This is a genomic window from Streptomyces sp. NPDC051578 (assembly GCF_044454045.1).
In the GTDB taxonomy this organism is placed as follows: Bacteria; Actinomycetota; Actinomycetes; order Streptomycetales; family Streptomycetaceae; genus Streptomyces.
In genome coordinates this window covers 1,613,608-1,629,871 of record NZ_JBITDH010000001.1, presented here as the reverse complement: position 1 = coordinate 1,629,871, position 16,264 = coordinate 1,613,608, and the positions used below count along the sequence as shown (strand labels likewise).

At 73.2% G+C, this 16,264-nt stretch carries 17 protein-coding genes; 12 read left to right on the top strand and 5 right to left on the bottom strand.

The features are described 5' to 3' along the window. Window positions 1–99 precede the first annotated feature (99 nt). The 4 genes from ACIA6C_RS07255 (at window position 100) to ACIA6C_RS07240 (ending at window position 1,703) form a co-directional block, all read left to right on the top strand. Entirely contained in the window at window positions 100–495 is a 396-nt protein-coding gene (locus ACIA6C_RS07255) for a hypothetical protein (protein WP_366083114.1), read from the top strand. Between the two features lie 187 nt (window positions 496–682). Further along, window positions 683–1,054 carry a WhiB family transcriptional regulator gene (locus ACIA6C_RS07250; protein WP_053676354.1) on the top strand — a complete coding sequence of 124 codons (372 nt, stop codon included), beginning with the start codon at window positions 683–685 and terminating at the stop codon, window positions 1,052–1,054. Continuing rightward, the gene (locus ACIA6C_RS07245) at window positions 1,051–1,383 is read left to right on the top strand and encodes a hypothetical protein (protein ID WP_329198087.1); all 333 of its coding nucleotides are present in this window, start codon (window positions 1,051–1,053) and stop codon (window positions 1,381–1,383) included. Before ACIA6C_RS07250 ends, ACIA6C_RS07245 begins: the two co-directional genes overlap by 4 nt. A 113-nt stretch (window positions 1,384–1,496) precedes the next feature. Beyond that, entirely contained in the window at window positions 1,497–1,703 is a 207-nt protein-coding gene (locus ACIA6C_RS07240; protein ID WP_329198090.1) for a hypothetical protein, read from the top strand. A 24-nt stretch (window positions 1,704–1,727) separates the two neighbouring features. Here ACIA6C_RS07240 and ACIA6C_RS07235 read toward each other — a convergent pair whose 3' ends face one another. Both ACIA6C_RS07235 and ACIA6C_RS07230 read right to left on the bottom strand, forming a co-directional pair. Next, complete coding sequence (locus ACIA6C_RS07235) at window positions 1,728–3,074, bottom strand: ABC1 kinase family protein (protein ID WP_399273495.1); 1,347 nt, start codon at window positions 3,072–3,074, stop codon at window positions 1,728–1,730. 103 nt (window positions 3,075–3,177) lie between these two features. Further along, the gene (locus tag ACIA6C_RS07230; RefSeq protein ID WP_399273493.1) at window positions 3,178–4,320 is read right to left on the bottom strand and encodes a TOMM precursor leader peptide-binding protein; all 1,143 of its coding nucleotides are present in this window, start codon (window positions 4,318–4,320) and stop codon (window positions 3,178–3,180) included. Window positions 4,321–4,484: 164 nt separating this feature from the next. Here ACIA6C_RS07230 and ACIA6C_RS07225 point away from each other — a divergent pair, with 164 nt between their 5' ends. From ACIA6C_RS07225 to ACIA6C_RS07210, 4 genes are all read left to right on the top strand, one after another. Next, window positions 4,485–5,108 carry a M48 family metallopeptidase gene (locus ACIA6C_RS07225; protein WP_399273491.1) on the top strand — a complete coding sequence of 208 codons (624 nt, stop codon included), beginning with the start codon at window positions 4,485–4,487 and terminating at the stop codon, window positions 5,106–5,108. A gap of 165 nt (window positions 5,109–5,273) precedes the next feature. After that, window positions 5,274–7,001, top strand: a complete 1,728-nt coding sequence (locus ACIA6C_RS07220; RefSeq protein WP_399273489.1) for a TerD family protein — start codon at window positions 5,274–5,276, stop codon at window positions 6,999–7,001. Window positions 7,002–7,030: 29 nt separating this feature from the next. Then, window positions 7,031–7,711: an AIM24 family protein gene (locus tag ACIA6C_RS07215; protein WP_329202435.1), complete on the top strand. Its 681-nt coding sequence runs from the start codon at window positions 7,031–7,033 to the stop codon at window positions 7,709–7,711. Window positions 7,712–7,729: 18 nt separating this feature from the next. Further along, window positions 7,730–8,485: an AIM24 family protein gene (locus ACIA6C_RS07210; protein WP_399273487.1), complete on the top strand. Its 756-nt coding sequence runs from the start codon at window positions 7,730–7,732 to the stop codon at window positions 8,483–8,485. A gap of 77 nt (window positions 8,486–8,562) precedes the next feature. Here the strand turns inward: ACIA6C_RS07210 and ACIA6C_RS07205 are convergent, their stop codons facing one another. Beyond that, complete coding sequence (locus ACIA6C_RS07205; RefSeq protein ID WP_399273485.1) at window positions 8,563–9,096, bottom strand: NUDIX hydrolase; 534 nt, start codon at window positions 9,094–9,096, stop codon at window positions 8,563–8,565. Further along, entirely contained in the window at window positions 9,093–10,568 is a 1,476-nt protein-coding gene (locus tag ACIA6C_RS07200; RefSeq protein ID WP_399273483.1) for a zinc-dependent metalloprotease, read from the bottom strand. The genes ACIA6C_RS07205 and ACIA6C_RS07200 overlap by 4 nt, the downstream gene beginning before the upstream one ends. A gap of 249 nt (window positions 10,569–10,817) precedes the next feature. On the opposite strand from ACIA6C_RS07200, the gene ACIA6C_RS07195 reads away from it, so the two are divergent. From ACIA6C_RS07195 to ACIA6C_RS07180, 4 genes are all read left to right on the top strand, one after another. Beyond that, complete coding sequence (locus tag ACIA6C_RS07195) at window positions 10,818–11,939, top strand: SDR family oxidoreductase (RefSeq protein ID WP_361129797.1); 1,122 nt, start codon at window positions 10,818–10,820, stop codon at window positions 11,937–11,939. A 1,639-nt stretch (window positions 11,940–13,578) separates the two neighbouring features. Next, on the top strand, window positions 13,579–14,040 hold the full coding sequence (locus ACIA6C_RS07190) for a molybdenum cofactor biosynthesis protein MoaE (RefSeq protein ID WP_361128921.1): 462 nt from the start codon (window positions 13,579–13,581) through the stop codon (window positions 14,038–14,040). Window positions 14,041–14,186: 146 nt separating this feature from the next. Then, on the top strand, window positions 14,187–14,465 hold the full coding sequence (locus ACIA6C_RS07185) for a hypothetical protein (RefSeq protein WP_399274573.1): 279 nt from the start codon (window positions 14,187–14,189) through the stop codon (window positions 14,463–14,465). A gap of 107 nt (window positions 14,466–14,572) precedes the next feature. Then, a complete protein-coding gene (locus ACIA6C_RS07180) occupies window positions 14,573–15,661 on the top strand; it encodes a PDZ domain-containing protein (RefSeq protein WP_399273481.1) in 1,089 nt (362 codons plus the stop codon). 21 nt (window positions 15,662–15,682) lie between these two features. Here ACIA6C_RS07180 and ACIA6C_RS07175 read toward each other — a convergent pair whose 3' ends face one another. Next, window positions 15,683–16,249 (bottom strand): PPA1309 family protein, encoded by a 567-nt coding sequence (locus ACIA6C_RS07175; RefSeq protein ID WP_361128915.1) that lies wholly within the window; start codon window positions 16,247–16,249, stop codon window positions 15,683–15,685. Window positions 16,250–16,264: the final 15 nt, after the last annotated feature.

Genomic DNA, 16,264 nt, shown 5'->3' with positions numbered 1-16,264 from the left:
ATAGTTTGCACATGCCCAGCGGATCCCCATAGGTTCTTAGCAACGGAAACGGTGGCTTCTCCGAAGCCCCTGATCCGTGCTGTACTTATCCGAATACGCATGGGACAGGGCCCTCGGGCCGGGTCCCCGAGACGCCGAGAGGAGGCGAGACCAGTGACCAGCTTCATGACCTTCACCAAAATGACCGATCGCTCGGTCGCCGCTTCCTGCACGCTCGGCTCCTCCTCGCTCGTTCCGGTCCTGGCGACCGGTCTGTCCCGGATTTCCGCGGACAGCCCTGCCCTGACGGCCGCGCCCTGCGCGCTGCTCGTCAGCGACCGCAATGAGCGACCGACCCAGGCACCGGTGGCAGTAAAGGCTGCGGAAGCCCAGGCGCATGGCGCCTATGGCTTCGCCGCCGCGGCCGGTGCCGGATCCCAGACGACGCAGACGAAGCAGCAGCACCACCTGATGTGGGCCTTCCGTGGGCTCGAACCCTGGAGTGATCCAGCCTGATTCGCAAGATCAGGCCGGCGCCTTCAGGGCCGCGGAACCCCACCCGGGATCCGCGGCCCTTCTGTTTGTCCCCGAACGGGGACACGACAGAGCGAAGGGGCCTCGGGACTGGCAAGAACAGGTACCAGCCGACCCCGGCCGACCCCGGCCGGAACGACTAGTCAACAAAGACGAGGAAGAAACCACCGTGCAACTCGAAGCGCACGCCCCGTCCGTACCGCAGACCCAAACGATCTCCCCGCCCGCAGTCCCGGAGGACTCCACCTTGACTCCCCTCACCGCGCTGACCGCGCTCGACGACGCCATCGAGAACCTCGGCGTGCCCGTCCCCTGCCGCACCTTCGACCCCGAGGTCTTCTTCGCCGAGTCCCCGGCCGACGTCGAGTACGCCAAGTCCCTCTGCGGCACCTGCCCGCTGGTCGAGGCCTGCCTCGCCGGCGCGAAGGAGCGCCGCGAGCCCTGGGGCGTCTGGGGCGGAGAGCTCTTCGTCCAGGGTGTGGTCGTCGCCCGGAAGCGGCCCCGTGGCCGCCCGCGCAAGAACCCGGTTGTCGCGGCATGACCGCCATCGGCACCATCGACCGCCCCCTGACGCACGACCCCTTGAAGCAGGCCCCCATGTCCCCCTTCGCCACCACGAGCGAGCAGCCGCACGGCTCCGCCACCGCAGACTTCATCACCGCAGGCGCGATCACCTCGCGTCAGAACAGGACCCGCGAAATGCAACTCATCCCAGAAGCCATGGCTCGTGCCCATATGGACGACCGCATGCGTGAGGCCGACGCCGAGCGTCACGCCCTGCGCCTGGTCTCCGCCCGGCGCATGCAGCGTCGAGCCGAGCGCGTCTCCATGCGCGCCCGGCGCGCGCTGGCCATGGCCGTCATGCACTGACAGCCCACAGGCACAGCCCTACAGGCACCCCCGGGGGGACCGGTCCGCACGGACCGGTCCCCCCGGGGCGTTGCGGACGCGCCCCGGGCGCCGGACGGGGATATCGTCGGGAGGTGGACCAGCCGACCCCCCGCCCCACCCAGCCGGGGCCCAAGGCCCAGCCCGTCGTGTGTGCGCGCTGCGGCACCCTGTCCCCCGACGGCGCCCCGCCCACCTGGACGTGCTCGGTGGAGAACGGGACCCGCCAGTACTTCTGCGTCGCCTGCGCGCGCGCCAACCTCAGGGCGATCGAGGGCCGCCTCGACTCCTCTTGGTGGTGACCCCGCCCGGCCCTCCCGCCCCGGCTAGCCCTGGCTCTGGCCCTGGCCCTCGGGGAGGAACCCGGGGAGCCAGGACTCCAGTTCGTCGCGCAGGCGCACCGTCGCGCCGAGCTGGCACAGGACGCCGATGGTGCTCAGCGTCACCCGGTGGATCAGCAGGTACGAGGGCGGCAGGTTGATCTGCCGGCCCAACTGGTGGGCGGGGGAGCGGGGATCGGCGATCCGGGCCGCCTGGCCGCGCAGCCACGGGCGGGTGAAGGTGAACTCCTCCGCCTCCGCCGGCTCGATGATCGGCTGGAGGTAGTCCAGCACCTCAGCCGGGTCGAGTTCTATGGACTTCTTCACGAAGCCCTCCGCGCACAGGTGCCCGTACACCCCCTCGGCGTCACCCTCCAGCGTCATCCGCAGCGACCGGCCGATGGGCTCGGGCCAGCCTCCCGGCAGCCGGTCGACCGTGCCGAAGTCCAGCACCCCCAGCCGTGCCGTCCCGTCGGCGGCCTGGATCAGCCGGAAGTTCCCCGGGTGCGGATCTGCGTGCAGGAGCCCGGTGCGCGCCGGCCCGGAGAAGAGGAACCGGGCCAGCAACTGCCCCGCACGGTCGCGCTCCTCCTGGGTGCCGTCGGCTATCACCTCCGACAGCGGGGTCCCTTCCATCCACTCGCTCACCAGGACCTGGTCGCCCTGGTGCACGACGGCCGGCACCACCACGTCCTCGTCACCCTCGAACGCGTCGGCGTGCGTCCGCTGCGCCTCGGCCTCCAGTTCGTAGTCCAGCTCCTCCGCCACCCGCTCACGCAGCTCGCTGATCAGCGGCTTGATGTCCATACCCGGGATCAGCGGCCCCAGCAGCCCGGCGAACCGGCCCAACTGCTTGAGGTCGGAGAGCAGCGCCTCCCCGGCCCCGGGGTACTGGACCTTGACCGCCACCTGCCGGCCGTCGTGCCACACCGCCCGGTGCACCTGCCCGATCGAGGCCGCCGCGGCCGGCTTGTCCTCAAACTCCTCGAACAGCTCCCGCCAGTCCTCACCCAGCCGCTCCGCCAGCACCTGGTGCACCGTCGCCACGGGCAGGGGCGGGGCCGCCTCCTGGAGTTTGGTCAGCGCCGCCCGGTAGGGGCCCGCGACCTCCTCGGGCAGTGCCGACTCGAAGACCGACAGCGCCTGCCCGAACTTCATGGCACCGCCCTTCAGTTCCCCGAGAGTGCGGAACAGCTGGTCGGCGGTGCGCTGTTGCAGCTCGCGGGCGACGATCTCCGCGGACTTGCCGCCGATCAGCTTGCCCAGTCCCCACGTGGCCCGGCCGGCCATGCCCAGCGGCAGCGCGGCCAGCTTGACGGTGCGGGTGACCGCCTTCCGGGGAAGATCAGACATGCGCCCCTCCAGTTCCCAGACAGCTGCGCCGCCAGCGGCGGTTCGGGGGGTGTCCCCTCTGGCCCTCGGTCACCGCATCCTGTCATGGCCCTCTGTACGCGAGTCAGCCCGATCCTGCCTCCCGCCCGTCCAGTACCGCTGGACCGCTCCCGGTGCCGACCCGGCCCACCGCACCGGCCGCACAAGGGCAGTCCGGATGGGGCAGCACTTCGGAGCGCTCCCAGTGCAGGCCCGGCAGGGCCACCTCCCAGCGGGCGGCGGTCGAAGCGGGCAGCCGGCCGTCGAGGAACGACAGGGCGTGCGCGGCGGCGAGACCGGCCACCGCCGTGGCCAGACCCAGGTCGCAGGCGGCGACGGCTCTGCGGCGGTGTGCCGACCGCCACTGGACCAGCATCCGGGGCCAGGCCGGATCCCGCCCGATGCGCTCGCGCTCCATGCACCCCGCGCAGGCCGCGGCCCCCGGCAGCACCAGCGGTCCGACCACCCCCGTGCCCTCCAGCACCCCCGCGTACAGGTGCGGGATGCCGGCCGCCACCCAGTCGGCGGCCGCCTCGGGATCGGGGGCCCACGCCTGGAGCCCGTCCCGGGGCGCGACCACCACCAGGGCCAGCCCCGGTTCGGGCCCGCTGCCCTGCCCGGCCCGTGGTGGCCGCCCGGGCGCCGCCTCACGGACCACCGCCGCCGCGGCTTCGGCCCGCAGCCGCCCCACGCTGGCCGGACCCAGCCCGCCCGGCGCCACATCGCCCGGCTGCACCCGCCCCCCGTCGAGCACCTCGACCCGGCCCACTCCGGCTCCCGCCAGGACGGCGGCGATCACCCCGCCCACCCGGCCGCTCCCGCGCACCTGTACCCGTATCGCCCGCCGGGCCGCGACCGCCCGTAACTCCCCGCCGGGCTCACGGTGGACCAGGGACAGCGAGGCCAGATCCGGCCCCAGCCGCTCCAGGGTCTCCGGCCGCTTGCGCACCGCCTGTGCCCCGGGGCCGCCCGCGGTGGCGTCATCGAGCAGCCCGGCTCCCGCCAGGCGCCGGACCAGTTCGTCCGCCCGGCCCCGGGGCAGTCCGATCCTCCCGGCCTCCTCGCGCAGCAGCTCCATGCCGCGCGTCCCGTCGATCCGGTCGATCAGCGATGCGGTCGCCGTGTCCACCGGGCCCAGCGCCACCGCGTGGGCCGGGGTCACCCCGCACTGCACGGTGAGCAGATCCCGCCAGGCCCGCGCCAGCGCCGGCTTCACCTTCGGATACATGACAGTCCCCCCGATTCCCCTCGGTTCTTCTTCCGCGATTCCTTCGCGTCTTCCGCCACAGTGCCCGCCCCGCGAAAAGCGTGCGGAAATTTGTCCACAGGCAAGGGGTATTAGGCGTATGAGATGCAGAAAAGGGGTGTTACCGGGCCGGCAACGAATCGATCATGTTCGAACCCCGGACGGACGGCACGGCCGCCCCGGCGACCGGGTACCGTCGATGCGTGTCAGCCGACCCCACGCAGCGCGCCGTCGAAGTACGCCGGAGCGCGCGCCGCCGCAGGACCGTGTCCGCCTACCGCGAAGGCGAGCGGACGGTCGTCCTCATCCCCGCCCGCATGTCCGAGGCGGAGGAGAAGCGCTGGGTGGGCGTGATGCTCGACAAACTCGCCGCCCAGGAAAGCAAGCGCACCCTCGGCGACACGGAACTCACCGAGCGCGCCGAGCGTTTGTCCGAGCAGTACTTCGGCTCCCGCGCCCGTCCCCGCTCGGTGCGCTGGGTCACCAACCAGAACACCCGCTGGGGCTCCTGCACCCCCGCCGAGGGCAGCATCCGGCTCTCGCACCGCCTCCAGGGCATGCCCGAGTACGTCGTCGACTACGTACTGCTGCACGAGCTCGCCCACCTCCTGGTACCCGGACACGGCGCCCGTTTCTGGCAGTTGCTGGAGGCGTACCCCAAGACCGAGCGCGCCCGCGGATACCTGGAAGGGGTCGTCGCGGCCGAACGCCTCCCCGCCGCCCCGGCCGGCCCCGCCGCCCCGGCAGTACCCGCCTCCCGCGAGGAATGACCCCGCCGGCGGGTCGCGCCGCGCCCCCTCCAGGGCGGTACGAGCGCGATGTGTACCGGCTCGGTACCGACTTGGCCGGATGTCCGCCCCAGCCGTTAGCCTGAGCGGCACGCATTCGGGACCGGGTGCACGCATTCACAGTCGGGATGGGGGACGGTCGTACGCATGGCCAGGGAATTCCAACGCGGCCACAAGGCCAGGATCAGCGATCTGACGGCGGGCACCGATCTGTACGTGGGCGTGCAGATCGCCGGTGCGGGCCTCTCCATCGACATCAGCTGCTTCGGCCTCGACGCCAACGAGCAGCTTTCGGACGACCGGTACTTCGTCTTCTACAACCAGCCGAAGTCGCCCGAGGAGTCCATCCAGCAGCTCGGTGCCCAGGCCGGCGACACCGAGTCCTTCCGGGTGACGCTCGACCGCGTGCCCGCGCACATCCACAAGCTGTCCTTCGCCGCCTCCATCGACGGCGCCGGACAGATGTCGCAGATCGGTCCTGGCTACATCCGGGTCGTGGCGGGCGGCGAGGAAGTCGTGCGGTACTCGTTCACGGGCTCGGAGTTCAGCACCGAGCGCGCCCTGATGATCGGTGACTTCTACCTCAAGGACGTGTGGCGCTTCGCCGCCGTCGGGCAGGGCTTCGACGGCGGGCTCGCCGCCCTGCTCCAACACTTCGGCGGCGAGGTCGCCGAAGAGGAGCCCCAGCCCGAGCCCCAGCCCGCCTCGCAGCCACAGCACCAGCAGCAGCCCCCGGCCGCCGCGCCCGGTTTCGCCCCGCCCCCGCAGGCCCCGGCCCCCGCCTTCGGCGCGCCCGCGCCCCAGGCCCCGCACGCGCCCCAGCCCCCGGCTCCGCACGCGCCCCAGCCCCCGGCTCCGCCCGCGCCCCCGCAGCCGGCCTTCGGCGGCCACGTCCCCGCGCCCGCCCCGCACCAGCCGGTGCACTCGGCCCCCACCATGGTCGGCCCGCTGGTGCCCGCGCCCCCGACGACTCCCTACGGCCGGCCGCCGCACGCTCCGCAGCCGCCCGGGCCGCCCTCGTACGGCCAGGTCCCGAACCAGCAGCCCTCGTACGGCGGCCAGGTGCCCCCGCCCGGCCCGGTCCCCGCGCCGCACGGCCAGCCGGCCCCCTACGGCCGGCAGCCGGGCTACCCCCAGCAGGCCCCGTACGGCCAGCCCGCCCCCTACACCCAGCAGCCCGGCTACCCCCAGCCGGCCGCCGCCGCAGCCGCCCCAGGACTCACCTCCGCGCTCAGCCGGTACAAGGAAGCCCCCACCGGCGCCCGCTGGACCCCGCAGAACCACCAGCTGATGCGGGTCGACCTCGCCTCGGGCGGCGGCCAGCCCGTCCTCGCCCGTCAGGGCAGCATGGTCCTCTACCAGGGCAAGGTCGATTTCAGCTACAAGGGCGCCGGTTTCGCCGGCCGCATCGTCGGCAACGCCACCGGCCAGGAGATGCAGCTCATGCGCTGCACCGGCCGCGGCCAGGTCTTCCTCGCGGAGAACGGCGCCCACCTGCACACCATCGAGCTCCAGGGCGACGGCATCTGCGTCTCCGCCGAGAGCGTCCTCGCCTTCGACGAGTCCCTCCAGCACGAGGTCCGCCGGATCGAGGGCCACGGCATCCCGGGCGGAGCCTTGTTCACCATGCTGTTCCAAGGCACCGGCACCGTGGTCGTCAAGACGCACGGCACCCCCGTGGTGCTGCCCGTCACCCCGACCACCTTCGCCGACAGCAACGCCATCGTCGCCTGGTCCGCGGCCTCTCAGGTGATCATTTCCAGCCAGGTCCGGCTCCGCCGCAACGCCTACCCCGGCCACAGCGGGGAGACCGTGAACCTCCAGTTCCGCGGAGCCCCCGGCAACTTCATCGTCGTCCAGCCGTACGAGGTCTGAGGGAGCCCCACATGAACGCCATGAACGCAATGAACCAGCAGCTCGCGGGCTACGCCCCGACCCCCGTCACGGCCCGCATGGAGAACCACGGCCCGGCCATGCTCAAGGTCGCCATGCAAAGCGGCCACGACCTCTTCGCGCGCACCGGCTCGATGGTCGCCTACGAGGGTTTCGTGCAGTACGAGCCCAACCCGCCCGCCGTGCGCCAGATGGCCTCGCAGTGGCTCACCGGCGAAGGCGCCCCGCTGATGAAGTGCACGGGCGACGGCCTGCTCTACCTCGCCGACTACGGCGCGGACGTCGTCGTCATCAACCTCAACAACGACGCGCTCTCCGTCAACGGCACCAACCTGCTGGCCTTCGACGCCCAGCTCCAGTGGGGCGTCGAGCGGGTCAAGGGCATGGCCAAGTTCGCCGGCCAGGGCCTGTTCAACGTACAGATCTCCGGCACCGGCTGGGTCGCCATCACCTCGCGCGGCACCCCGGTCGTGGTCGACTGCGGCCGCGGCGAGGACGAGACGTACGTCGACCCGGACGCGCTCGTCGCCTGGTCCCCCAACCTCAAGGTCAAGGGCAAGCGCAGCTTCAAGGCCTCGTCGATGATCGGCCGGGGCAGCGGGGAGGCCTACCAGATGGCCTTCTCAGGGCAGGGCATCGTCGTCGTACAGCCCAGCGAGGACAGCACCGACCGGCTCCGGGCCCGGGGCTGAGGGGGAGCGGACACCATCATGCAGAGTTCACTTTTCGCCCACGCCGAGGCGCAGTCCCAGGACCGGTACACCGTCCAGAACCCGCAGCTGCTGCGGGTCTCCCTGAGCGGCTCCGACGACGTGCTCGCCCGCAAGGGGGCGATGGTCGCCTACCAGGGGATCATCGACTTCGACGGCGAGTACCAGAGCACCACCCAGCGCACCGCCCGCGCCCGCACCGGCGAGGGCCTGGACCTCATGCGCTGCTCGGGGCAGGGCACGGTCTACCTGGCCAACCTCGCCCAGTACGTCCATGTCGTGGACGTCGACCAGGACGGGCTCACCGTCGACAGCAGCTACGTGCTGGCCCTGGACTCCACCCTGCACACCGAGGCCGTCGCGGTGGACAGCCAGTACGGGATCTCGGGCTCGGGCAAGTACCAGCTCAACATCACCGGCCGCGGCAAGGTCGCCCTCATGACCTCGGGGCAGCCGCTCATGATGCAGGTCACGCCCGATAAGTACGTCAACGCCGACGCGGACGCCATCGTCGCCTGGTCCACCTCGCTGCGCGTGCAGATGCAGGCCCAGACGCACTCCAGCGGTGTGTGGCGGCGGCGCGGCAACACCGGCGAGGGCTGGGAGCTCAGCTTCCTCGGCACCGGCTTCGCGCTGGTGCAGCCCAGCGAGCTTCTGCCGCCGCAGAACGCCCAGCTCGGGCAGGGCCTGGCAGCCCAGTACGGCATGGGCCAGCACGGCGTCCACGCCCAGAACCAGAACAACGCCTGGAACTGATCCGGCAGGCCCGACAGGGGGTCATACGGAAGGGGCGGCCCCCGAGGGACCGCCCCTTCCCGTTCCCGCACAACGCCTCACACGGTCAACAGGCGGGCCCGCGCGGCCTCCAGCAGCCGCACCACCGAGGCGTCGGCCACCGCCGCCACCTGGTCGTACGGGAACCAGCGCAGGTCCAGCGACTCCTCGCTGATCGCCGCCACCGCGTCGGCCGGAGCCAGCGCCGCGTACTGCACGTCCAGGTGCCAGTTGCACGGCGTCGGGATCGGATGCCGGTCCAGTCGTACGGGTCCACCCGCCAGCAGGGTCAGCCCCGCCGGGATCCCCGACTCCTCGCGCGCCTCGCGCAGCGCCGCCTCCGCGAGGGTCGCGTCGCCCGGCTCGCAGTGGCCGCCCATCTGCAGCCACATGCCGAGCTTCTTGTGCAGGGTCAGCAGCACCCGCTCGCGCGACGGGTCGATCACCAGCGCGCTGCCGGTGATGTGCCCCGCCCGGCACGGCTTGTAGACCCCGTCCGGATGTGCGGCGAGGTGCTCCAGGTACAGGTCGCGCAGTTCGGGCTGGTCCTCGTACTCCTTGAGGACGAGCACCGCGTCGTCGTACAGGCTCACTTCTTCTCTTCACCCTCGCCGTCGGAGCCGTCGGCACCGGCAGAGCCGTCGGAACCGGCAGAGCCGCCGGTTTCGCCCTGGGAACCCTGCTCGCCCTGCTCGCGCTTCTCGGCGGCCTCGCCGAGCATCTTGTCGATCTCGGAGAAGTCCAACTGCTCCCGGTGCACGAACCCGTCCGGGTCGTCCAGGTCGGAGGCCGTGGGCAGCATGTCCGGGTGCTCCCAGAGCCCGTCGCGGCCGTCCATCCCGCGGGCGTCGGTCAGCGAGGCCCACAGCCGCGACGCGTCGCGCAGCCGGCGCGGGCGCAGCTCCAGCCCGATCAGCTTCGCGAAGGTCTGCTCCGCCGGGCCGCCCGAGGCGCGCCGCCGGCGCATCGTCTCGCGCATGGCGTCCGCCGAGGACAGCCGGGGCTTGGCCGCCTCGTGCACCACGGCATCCACCCAGCCTTCGACCAGCGCGAGCGCCGTCTCCAGCCGCGCCAGCGCCGCCTTCTGCTCAGGGGTGTCCTGCGGCTGGAACATGCCGCCCTGGAGGGCCTCCTGGAGCTGCTCCGGGTTCGAGGGATCGATCTGACCGACCACGTCCTCGAGCTTCGAAGTGTCGACCTTGATGCCGCGCGCGTAGCCCTCGACCGCACCGAACAGGTGCGAGCGCAGCCACGGCACGTGCGCGAACAGACGGGCGTGCGCCGCCTCGCGCAGCGCCAGGTACAGCCGCACCTCGTCGGAGGGGACGCCCAGGTCCTTGCCGAAGCTCTGGATGTTCAGGGGGAGCAGCGCGGCCTTGCCGGCCGGGCCCAGCGGCAGCCCGATGTCGGTCGAGCCGACGACCTCACCCGCGAGCACGCCCACGGCCTGGCCGATCTGCTGGCCGAACATGGCCCCGCCCATGGACCGCATCATGCCGAGCAGCGGGCCCGCCATCGCCTGCATCTCCTCGGGCAGCACACTGCCCATGGCGACGCCGACGCGCTCGGCGACCGGGTCGACGAGCTCCTTCCACACCGGCAGGGTGGCCTCGACCCACTCGGCCCGGCTCCAGGCCACGGCGGTCGTCGCGCCCGAGGGCAGCGAGGTGACCCCGTCCAGCCAGTGGTCGGCGAGGCGCAGGGCCTCCTCGACGGCCGACTTCTCGGCGATGCCGACGCTGGCGTCCTTGACGCCGTCCGCCGTGCCCTGGGCGACGGTCTGGCGGGCGATGTCCTTGGCCATGTCCCAGTTCACGGGACCGCCCTCGTAGCTCAGCATCTGGCCGAGCTGCTGGAAGGCGGCACCCAGGTCGTTCGGGTTCATCGCGCCGAACATCGCGGCGAACGGATTGTCCGCGCCGCCCGGGGTACCGGCGCCGCCCGGCAGCCCCGTGCCGGCGAACCCGAACGGATTCGGGCCGCCCTGGCCGCCCTTCTTCTTGCCTTCGTCGCCGTTCTCCGGCTCCTCCGGCGGAAGGCCGAATCCGAATGGGGTGTCGCTCACGGGTTTCCTCGGCTCGTAGGGCCGCCGGCGGGTGCCGACGGGCAGTGGTCCGACAACACCACCCAGCGTAGACACCCCACCCGCTTCCGGGCTCGGTGCTCCGCCGGGTCCTGGGCTGCGGCAGGATGGACATCACCTGGTGGGTACGCGTCACGGCGCGTCCCCACTGAAGACAACCGCTGGAGACGCCCGGTGAGTTCCCCAGATCCGCACGCTTTGGACAAAGACGGCCCGCACGAGCCCGATCCCGTGCCGCACGCCGAAGGCCACCCCGAGCCCGGCGAAAGCGGCGTTCGCCCGCCGCGAAACCCGGCGGTACGGGGCCCGGTGATCGCGGTGACCGGCGCCGCGTCGGGGGTCGGCGCGGCGCTGGTGAGCCGCCTCGCCGCATCGGACGAGGTCAAGCAGGTCGTGGCCATCGACGAGCGGCGCGGCGAGTGCGCGTCGGCGACCTGGCACGTCCTGGACGTACGGGACCCGGCGATCGCCGAGAAGCTGCGGGGCGCCGACGTGGTCGTCCACCTCGCGCTGGACCTGGACCTGGAGACCGACCCGGCGGCCCGCACGGCGTACAACGTGCGCGGCACACAGACCGTGCTGACCGCCGCCGCTGCGGCCGGGGTGCACCGCGTCGTGCTCTGCACCTCCGCGATGGTCTACGGGGCGCTGCCCGACAACGACATCCCGCTGGCGGAGGACTCCGAGCTGCGGGCCACCGCCGAGGCCACCGGCGTCGGCGACCTGCTGGAGATCGAGCGCCTCGGCCGGCGCGCCCCCCGGGCGCACCCCGGGCTCAACGTCACCGTGGTCCGCCCCGCGGTCCTGGTCGGCGGCACCGACACCGCCCTGACCCGGTACTTCGAGTCGCCCCGGCTGCTGGTCGTCGCGGGATCCCGGCCCACCTGGCAGTTCTGTCACGTGGAGGACCTGGTCAGCGCCCTGGAGTACGCCGCCCTGGAGAAGGTCGACGGGGAGCTGGCCGTGGGCTGCGAGGGCTGGCTGGAGCAGGAGGAGGTCGAGGAGCTGAGCGGCATCCGCCGCATGGAGCTCCCCTCCGCCGTCGCCCTGGGGGCCGCGGCCCGGCTGCACCGGATCGGGCTGACCCCGTCCCCGGCGGGCGACCTCGCGTACACGATGCACCCGTGGGTGGTCAGCGTGAGCGCGCTGCACGCCGCGGGCTGGCGGCCGCGCTGGACCAACGAGGAGGTGCTCGCCGAACTGCTCCAGGAGGTCGCGGGGCGCCACACGGTCGCGGGCCGCCGTCTGGGCCGCAAGGACGCCGCCACGGCCGCCGGCGCGGCGGGTGCGACGGTCGCCCTGCTCGGCGCCGCCGCCGCCGTCCGCCGTGCCCGCAAACGCCGCGGCATCTGACCGACCCTCGGTCTCCGGGGCCCGGGCCTCCCGGACCACCCGGCCCTGGGCCCCCTCGGCCGTCCCGGACCGCCTCGGCTTCCTGGGCGGCCTGGCCTCCGGGGCTCCCGGGCCTGCCGGGCTGTCCGGGCCGCTTGGGCCTGCGGGGCTTGCCGGGCTTCCTGCGTTTCCCGGGCTTCCCGGGCCGCCTGGGCTTTCCGGGGTCCGGGCCTGCGGGGCTTGCCGGGCCCCCTTGCCGTCCCGGACCGCCTGGGCCTGCGGCCTTCCTGGGCCTCCCGAGCTTCCTGGGCCTCCCGGGCCTCCTGGGCTTCCTGGGCTTCCCGGGCGTCCCGGCCGTCCCGGGCCTCCTGGGCTTCCTGGGCTTCCCGGGCGTCCCGGCCGTCCCGGGCGTCCCGGGCGTCCCGGCCGTCCCGGCCGTCCCGGGCGTCCCGGCCGTCCCGGCCGTCCCGGCCGTCCCGGCCGTCCCGGCCGTCCCGGCCGTCCCGGCCGTCCCGGCCGTTCTGGACCGCATGGGCTTTCCGGCCTCCAAGCCTGCGGGGCTTGCCGGGCCCCCTTGCCCTCCCGGGCCGCCTGAGCCCTGCGGGCTTGCCGGGCTTCCTGCGTTTCCCGGGCCTCCCGCCCCGGCCCTCCTGGGCCGCCTGGGCTTCCCGGCCTCCGGGGCTCCCGGCCTGCCGGGCTGTCCGGTCCCCCTTGGCCGTCCCGGGCCGCCTGGGTTTCCAGACCTGCGGGCTTCCCGGGCCTGCCGGCCGAGGCGCGCAGGGCCGCCGCCATGGAGCGCCGGGCCTGGGCCCTCCGGGCGCCAGCGGGGCGTAGCGGCCTTCGGGCGCGGGCACTGGGCCGCTCGCTGCCCCGGCGGGTTCCCCGTCCGGGGCCCGCGAGGGGGCGGGGTGGCGAGCCCGCCGGACCCGCCAGCCTTCGGGCTTGCCGGGCCTCCTCGGCCTCCGGCCCACCCCGCCCTCCTGGGCGTTCGGGCCCGCCAGACCGTCGCGGTATCCGACGGGACGAACAGGTCGCGGCGGCGATGCCCGCGCGGGACCGCCCGGGGCGGGCCGCGGGGCGCCAGGGCGGCCCGCGGCCCGGCCAGGTCACTTCGCCGGCCCGGCTCGTCCCGCCCCCGCCCCATCCCGCCCCGGGCCGGCCCGGCTCGTCCCGGCCTGTCCCGTCCCGGCTCGGCCCGGCTCGTCCCGGCCCGTCCTGTCTCGCCCCGGGCCGGCCCACCCCGCCCTCCTGGGCGTTCGGGCCCGGCAGACCGTCGCGGTATCCGACGGGACGGGCAGGTCGCGGCGGCGATGGCCGTGCGGGACCGCCCGCGGCCCGGCCACGTCACTTCGCTGGCCCGTCCGGTCCCGGCCCCGCCCGGCCCGGCCCGGCAGCGTCGCTTCGGAGTCCGGCCCGGTCGCGGCGGCGATGGCCGTGCGGGACCGCCCGCGGCCCGGCCACGTCACTTCGCTGGCCCGTCCGGTCCCGGCCCCGCCCGCCCCGCCCCGGCCCGGCCCGGCAGCGTCGCTTCGGAGTCCGGCCCGGTCGCCTCGCCGGAGGGCGGCGGCACGGCTTCCTGTAGGAGGCTCCCAAGGCGGCCGCAGAGGGCAGGGTGAATCGGCTATTTCGCGGCGGCCCCCGCTAGGGCACGATGGGCGGTATGGCACCGCACTTCGACCACCCCGGCGAGCAGGCCGCCCAGGATCCGATCCGGCTGCTCGCGATCCGCGAGACCCCGCTCTCGATCGACGAGGTCTTCACGGCGGTCGGCGACGACGCGACGGGCGGCACGACCCTCTTCGTCGGCACGGTGCGCAACCACGACGGCGGGGCCGACGTCGACTCCCTCGGCTACTCCTGCCACCCCACGGCCGAGGCCGAGATGCGCCGCATCGCCGAGCGCGTCGTGGAGAAGTACCCCGTGCGCGCCCTCGCCGCCGTGCACCGCGTCGGCGACCTGTCGGTGGGTGACCTGGCGGTGGTCGTGGCCGTGTCCTGCCCGCACCGCGGCGAGGCCTTCGAAGCCTGCCGGATGCTGATCGACGACCTCAAGCACGAGGTCCCGATCTGGAAGCACCAGACCTTCGCCGACGGCACGCAGGAGTGGGTCGGGGCCTGCTGAACCCCCGGCCCCGGTACAGCCCCCGCAAGGGGGTAACCTCACACCCGTTCGGCCGCGCAACACGCCCTCGGTTTGCGTAACCCCCTTCCGGGCACGAGCGTTGAAGCCACCGACGACACGTACTTTCGGGGCAGGGAGGCACGTCCATGGCGTCACTGGCGTGGTTGCTGATTCCGCTGTTCGCCGCCATCGGAGCGGCGATATGGGGCAGCTGGGCGGCGCGCGACCGCACGACCGGCGACATATCCGAGCTCACCGGCTACGCACGCTTCCGCGAGGCCATGGATCAGTCCGAGCAGATCCGGCCCGGAACGAAGCTCACCACGACGAACCTCACCACCACGCACCCCATGACGACGCACCTCACCACGACGAGCGGCATCGAGACGAGGGAGAAGGCGCACTCCGGTTCCGACGCCGTCTGACGCGTCCCGCGAGGTCCGCCTGAGAATCCCCTGAGAAGTCCGCGGACGAACCCCGTACGGACCGGCCCCACGGGCCGCCCGTCAGAGGCGTCCCGTACTGTCGGTCCATGCCACGCCGCACTGCGACGATGCTCGCTTCCACCCTCATGCTGTTCGCACTGCTCTGCGCAGGGGTTTTCCTCAAGGTCCCGTACTCCGAGATGAGCCCCGGCCCCACCGTGAACACGCTCGGCGAGTCGCACGGCGAGCCCGTCCTGAACATCTCGGGGCACAAGACCTACCCCACCACCGGGCACCTCAACATGACGACGGTCCGCGTCACCGGGGCGGACTACGACATGAACCTGCTGGAAGCGGTGTACGGCTGGCTGGCCGGGGACACCATCGTGGTGCCGCACGAGAACCTCTATCCCGACGGCAAGACGGACAAGCAGTCCACCCAGGAGAACGCCGAGGAGTTCAGCCAGTCGCAGGAGAGCGCCAAGGTCGCGGCCCTCAAGCAGCTGGGCATCGAGGTCCCGGTCCGGGTCGTCGTCTCCACCGTGGTCAAGGGCAGTCCCTCCGAAGGCAAGCTGCACGCCGGTGACGTGATCAAGTCCGTGGACGGCGCCCCCGTGGCGGAACCCGGCGACGTGGCCAAGCTCGTCACCAAGCACAAGCCCGGAGAGCCGGTCGAGTTCACCATCGTGCCCGCCGCCGACGCGGCCGAGGCCGAGAAGGCGGGCCGCGAGCCGAGCACCACGGTCAAGGTCACGATCGTCGCAGGGAAGGCGGAGGACGACGGCCACGCCATCGTCGGCATCCGCGCCGGCGTCGACCACACCTTCCCGTTCCCCATCGACATCAAGCTCGCCGACGTCGGCGGCCCCAGCGCAGGCCTGATGTTCGCGCTCGGCATCGTCGACAAGCTCACCCCCGCCGACCTGACCGGAGGGAAGTTCATCGCGGGCACCGGCACCATCGACGACGCCGGCAAGGTCGGCCCGATCGGCGGCATCCAGTTGAAGACCATCGGGGCCCGCAAGGCGGGCGCCCGGTACTTCCTCACGCCCGCCGAGAACTGCGCCTCCGCCGCCGCGCACGTCCCCGACGGCCTGACCCTGGTCAAGGTCTCCACCATCGGCGACGCGGAACAGGCACTGGAGAAGATCGCCAAGGGGGACACGGCCGGGCTGCCGAGCTGCACCACGTCCTGACCGGGCCCGCGGCCCCGGCGGCTACGCGAAGGTCGCCGCCAGCGCCTCCGCCAGCCCGGGCACCAGCCCCTCGCCGGTGAGGACCTCGCTGGAGGAGTCCTTCTCCCGCAGCCGGACCGCCGACTCGCGCGACCCGTCCCGCAGCACCGCCACCGTGAGGCGGACCTCCTGCCGCTCCGGGTGCGAGGCGACCCACTTCGCCAGCTGCTTGTCGCTCAGCCCCTCCGGTACGGAGGCCTCCGCGGACGGCGGCAGCATCAGCCGCTCCACGGTCAGCGCGCAGCCCACGACCGCGTCGGGCCAGGCGATGGTGCCCAGGAACTTGTCGAGCGGGGTGTTGGCGGGCACCTCCTCCTGCTCGATCGGGGTCAGGGAGGACTTGCCGGTGTCGTCCTGGTCGAGACCGAGCTGGCCGGCCAGACGGGGCTCCTGCCTGCGCAGGCGGGCGGTGTCTACGAGGGCGAACAGCCGGGCCGGCCGGTCCCAGCCGAGGCCGGCCGCGTACTCGTCGATCTCGAGGCAGGCGCGGGTCAGCGGGCTGGCCGCCATGGGAGTGCCGGAAGGCGAAAGGTTGGACATGGACAACATCCTGCCTCCTTCGGA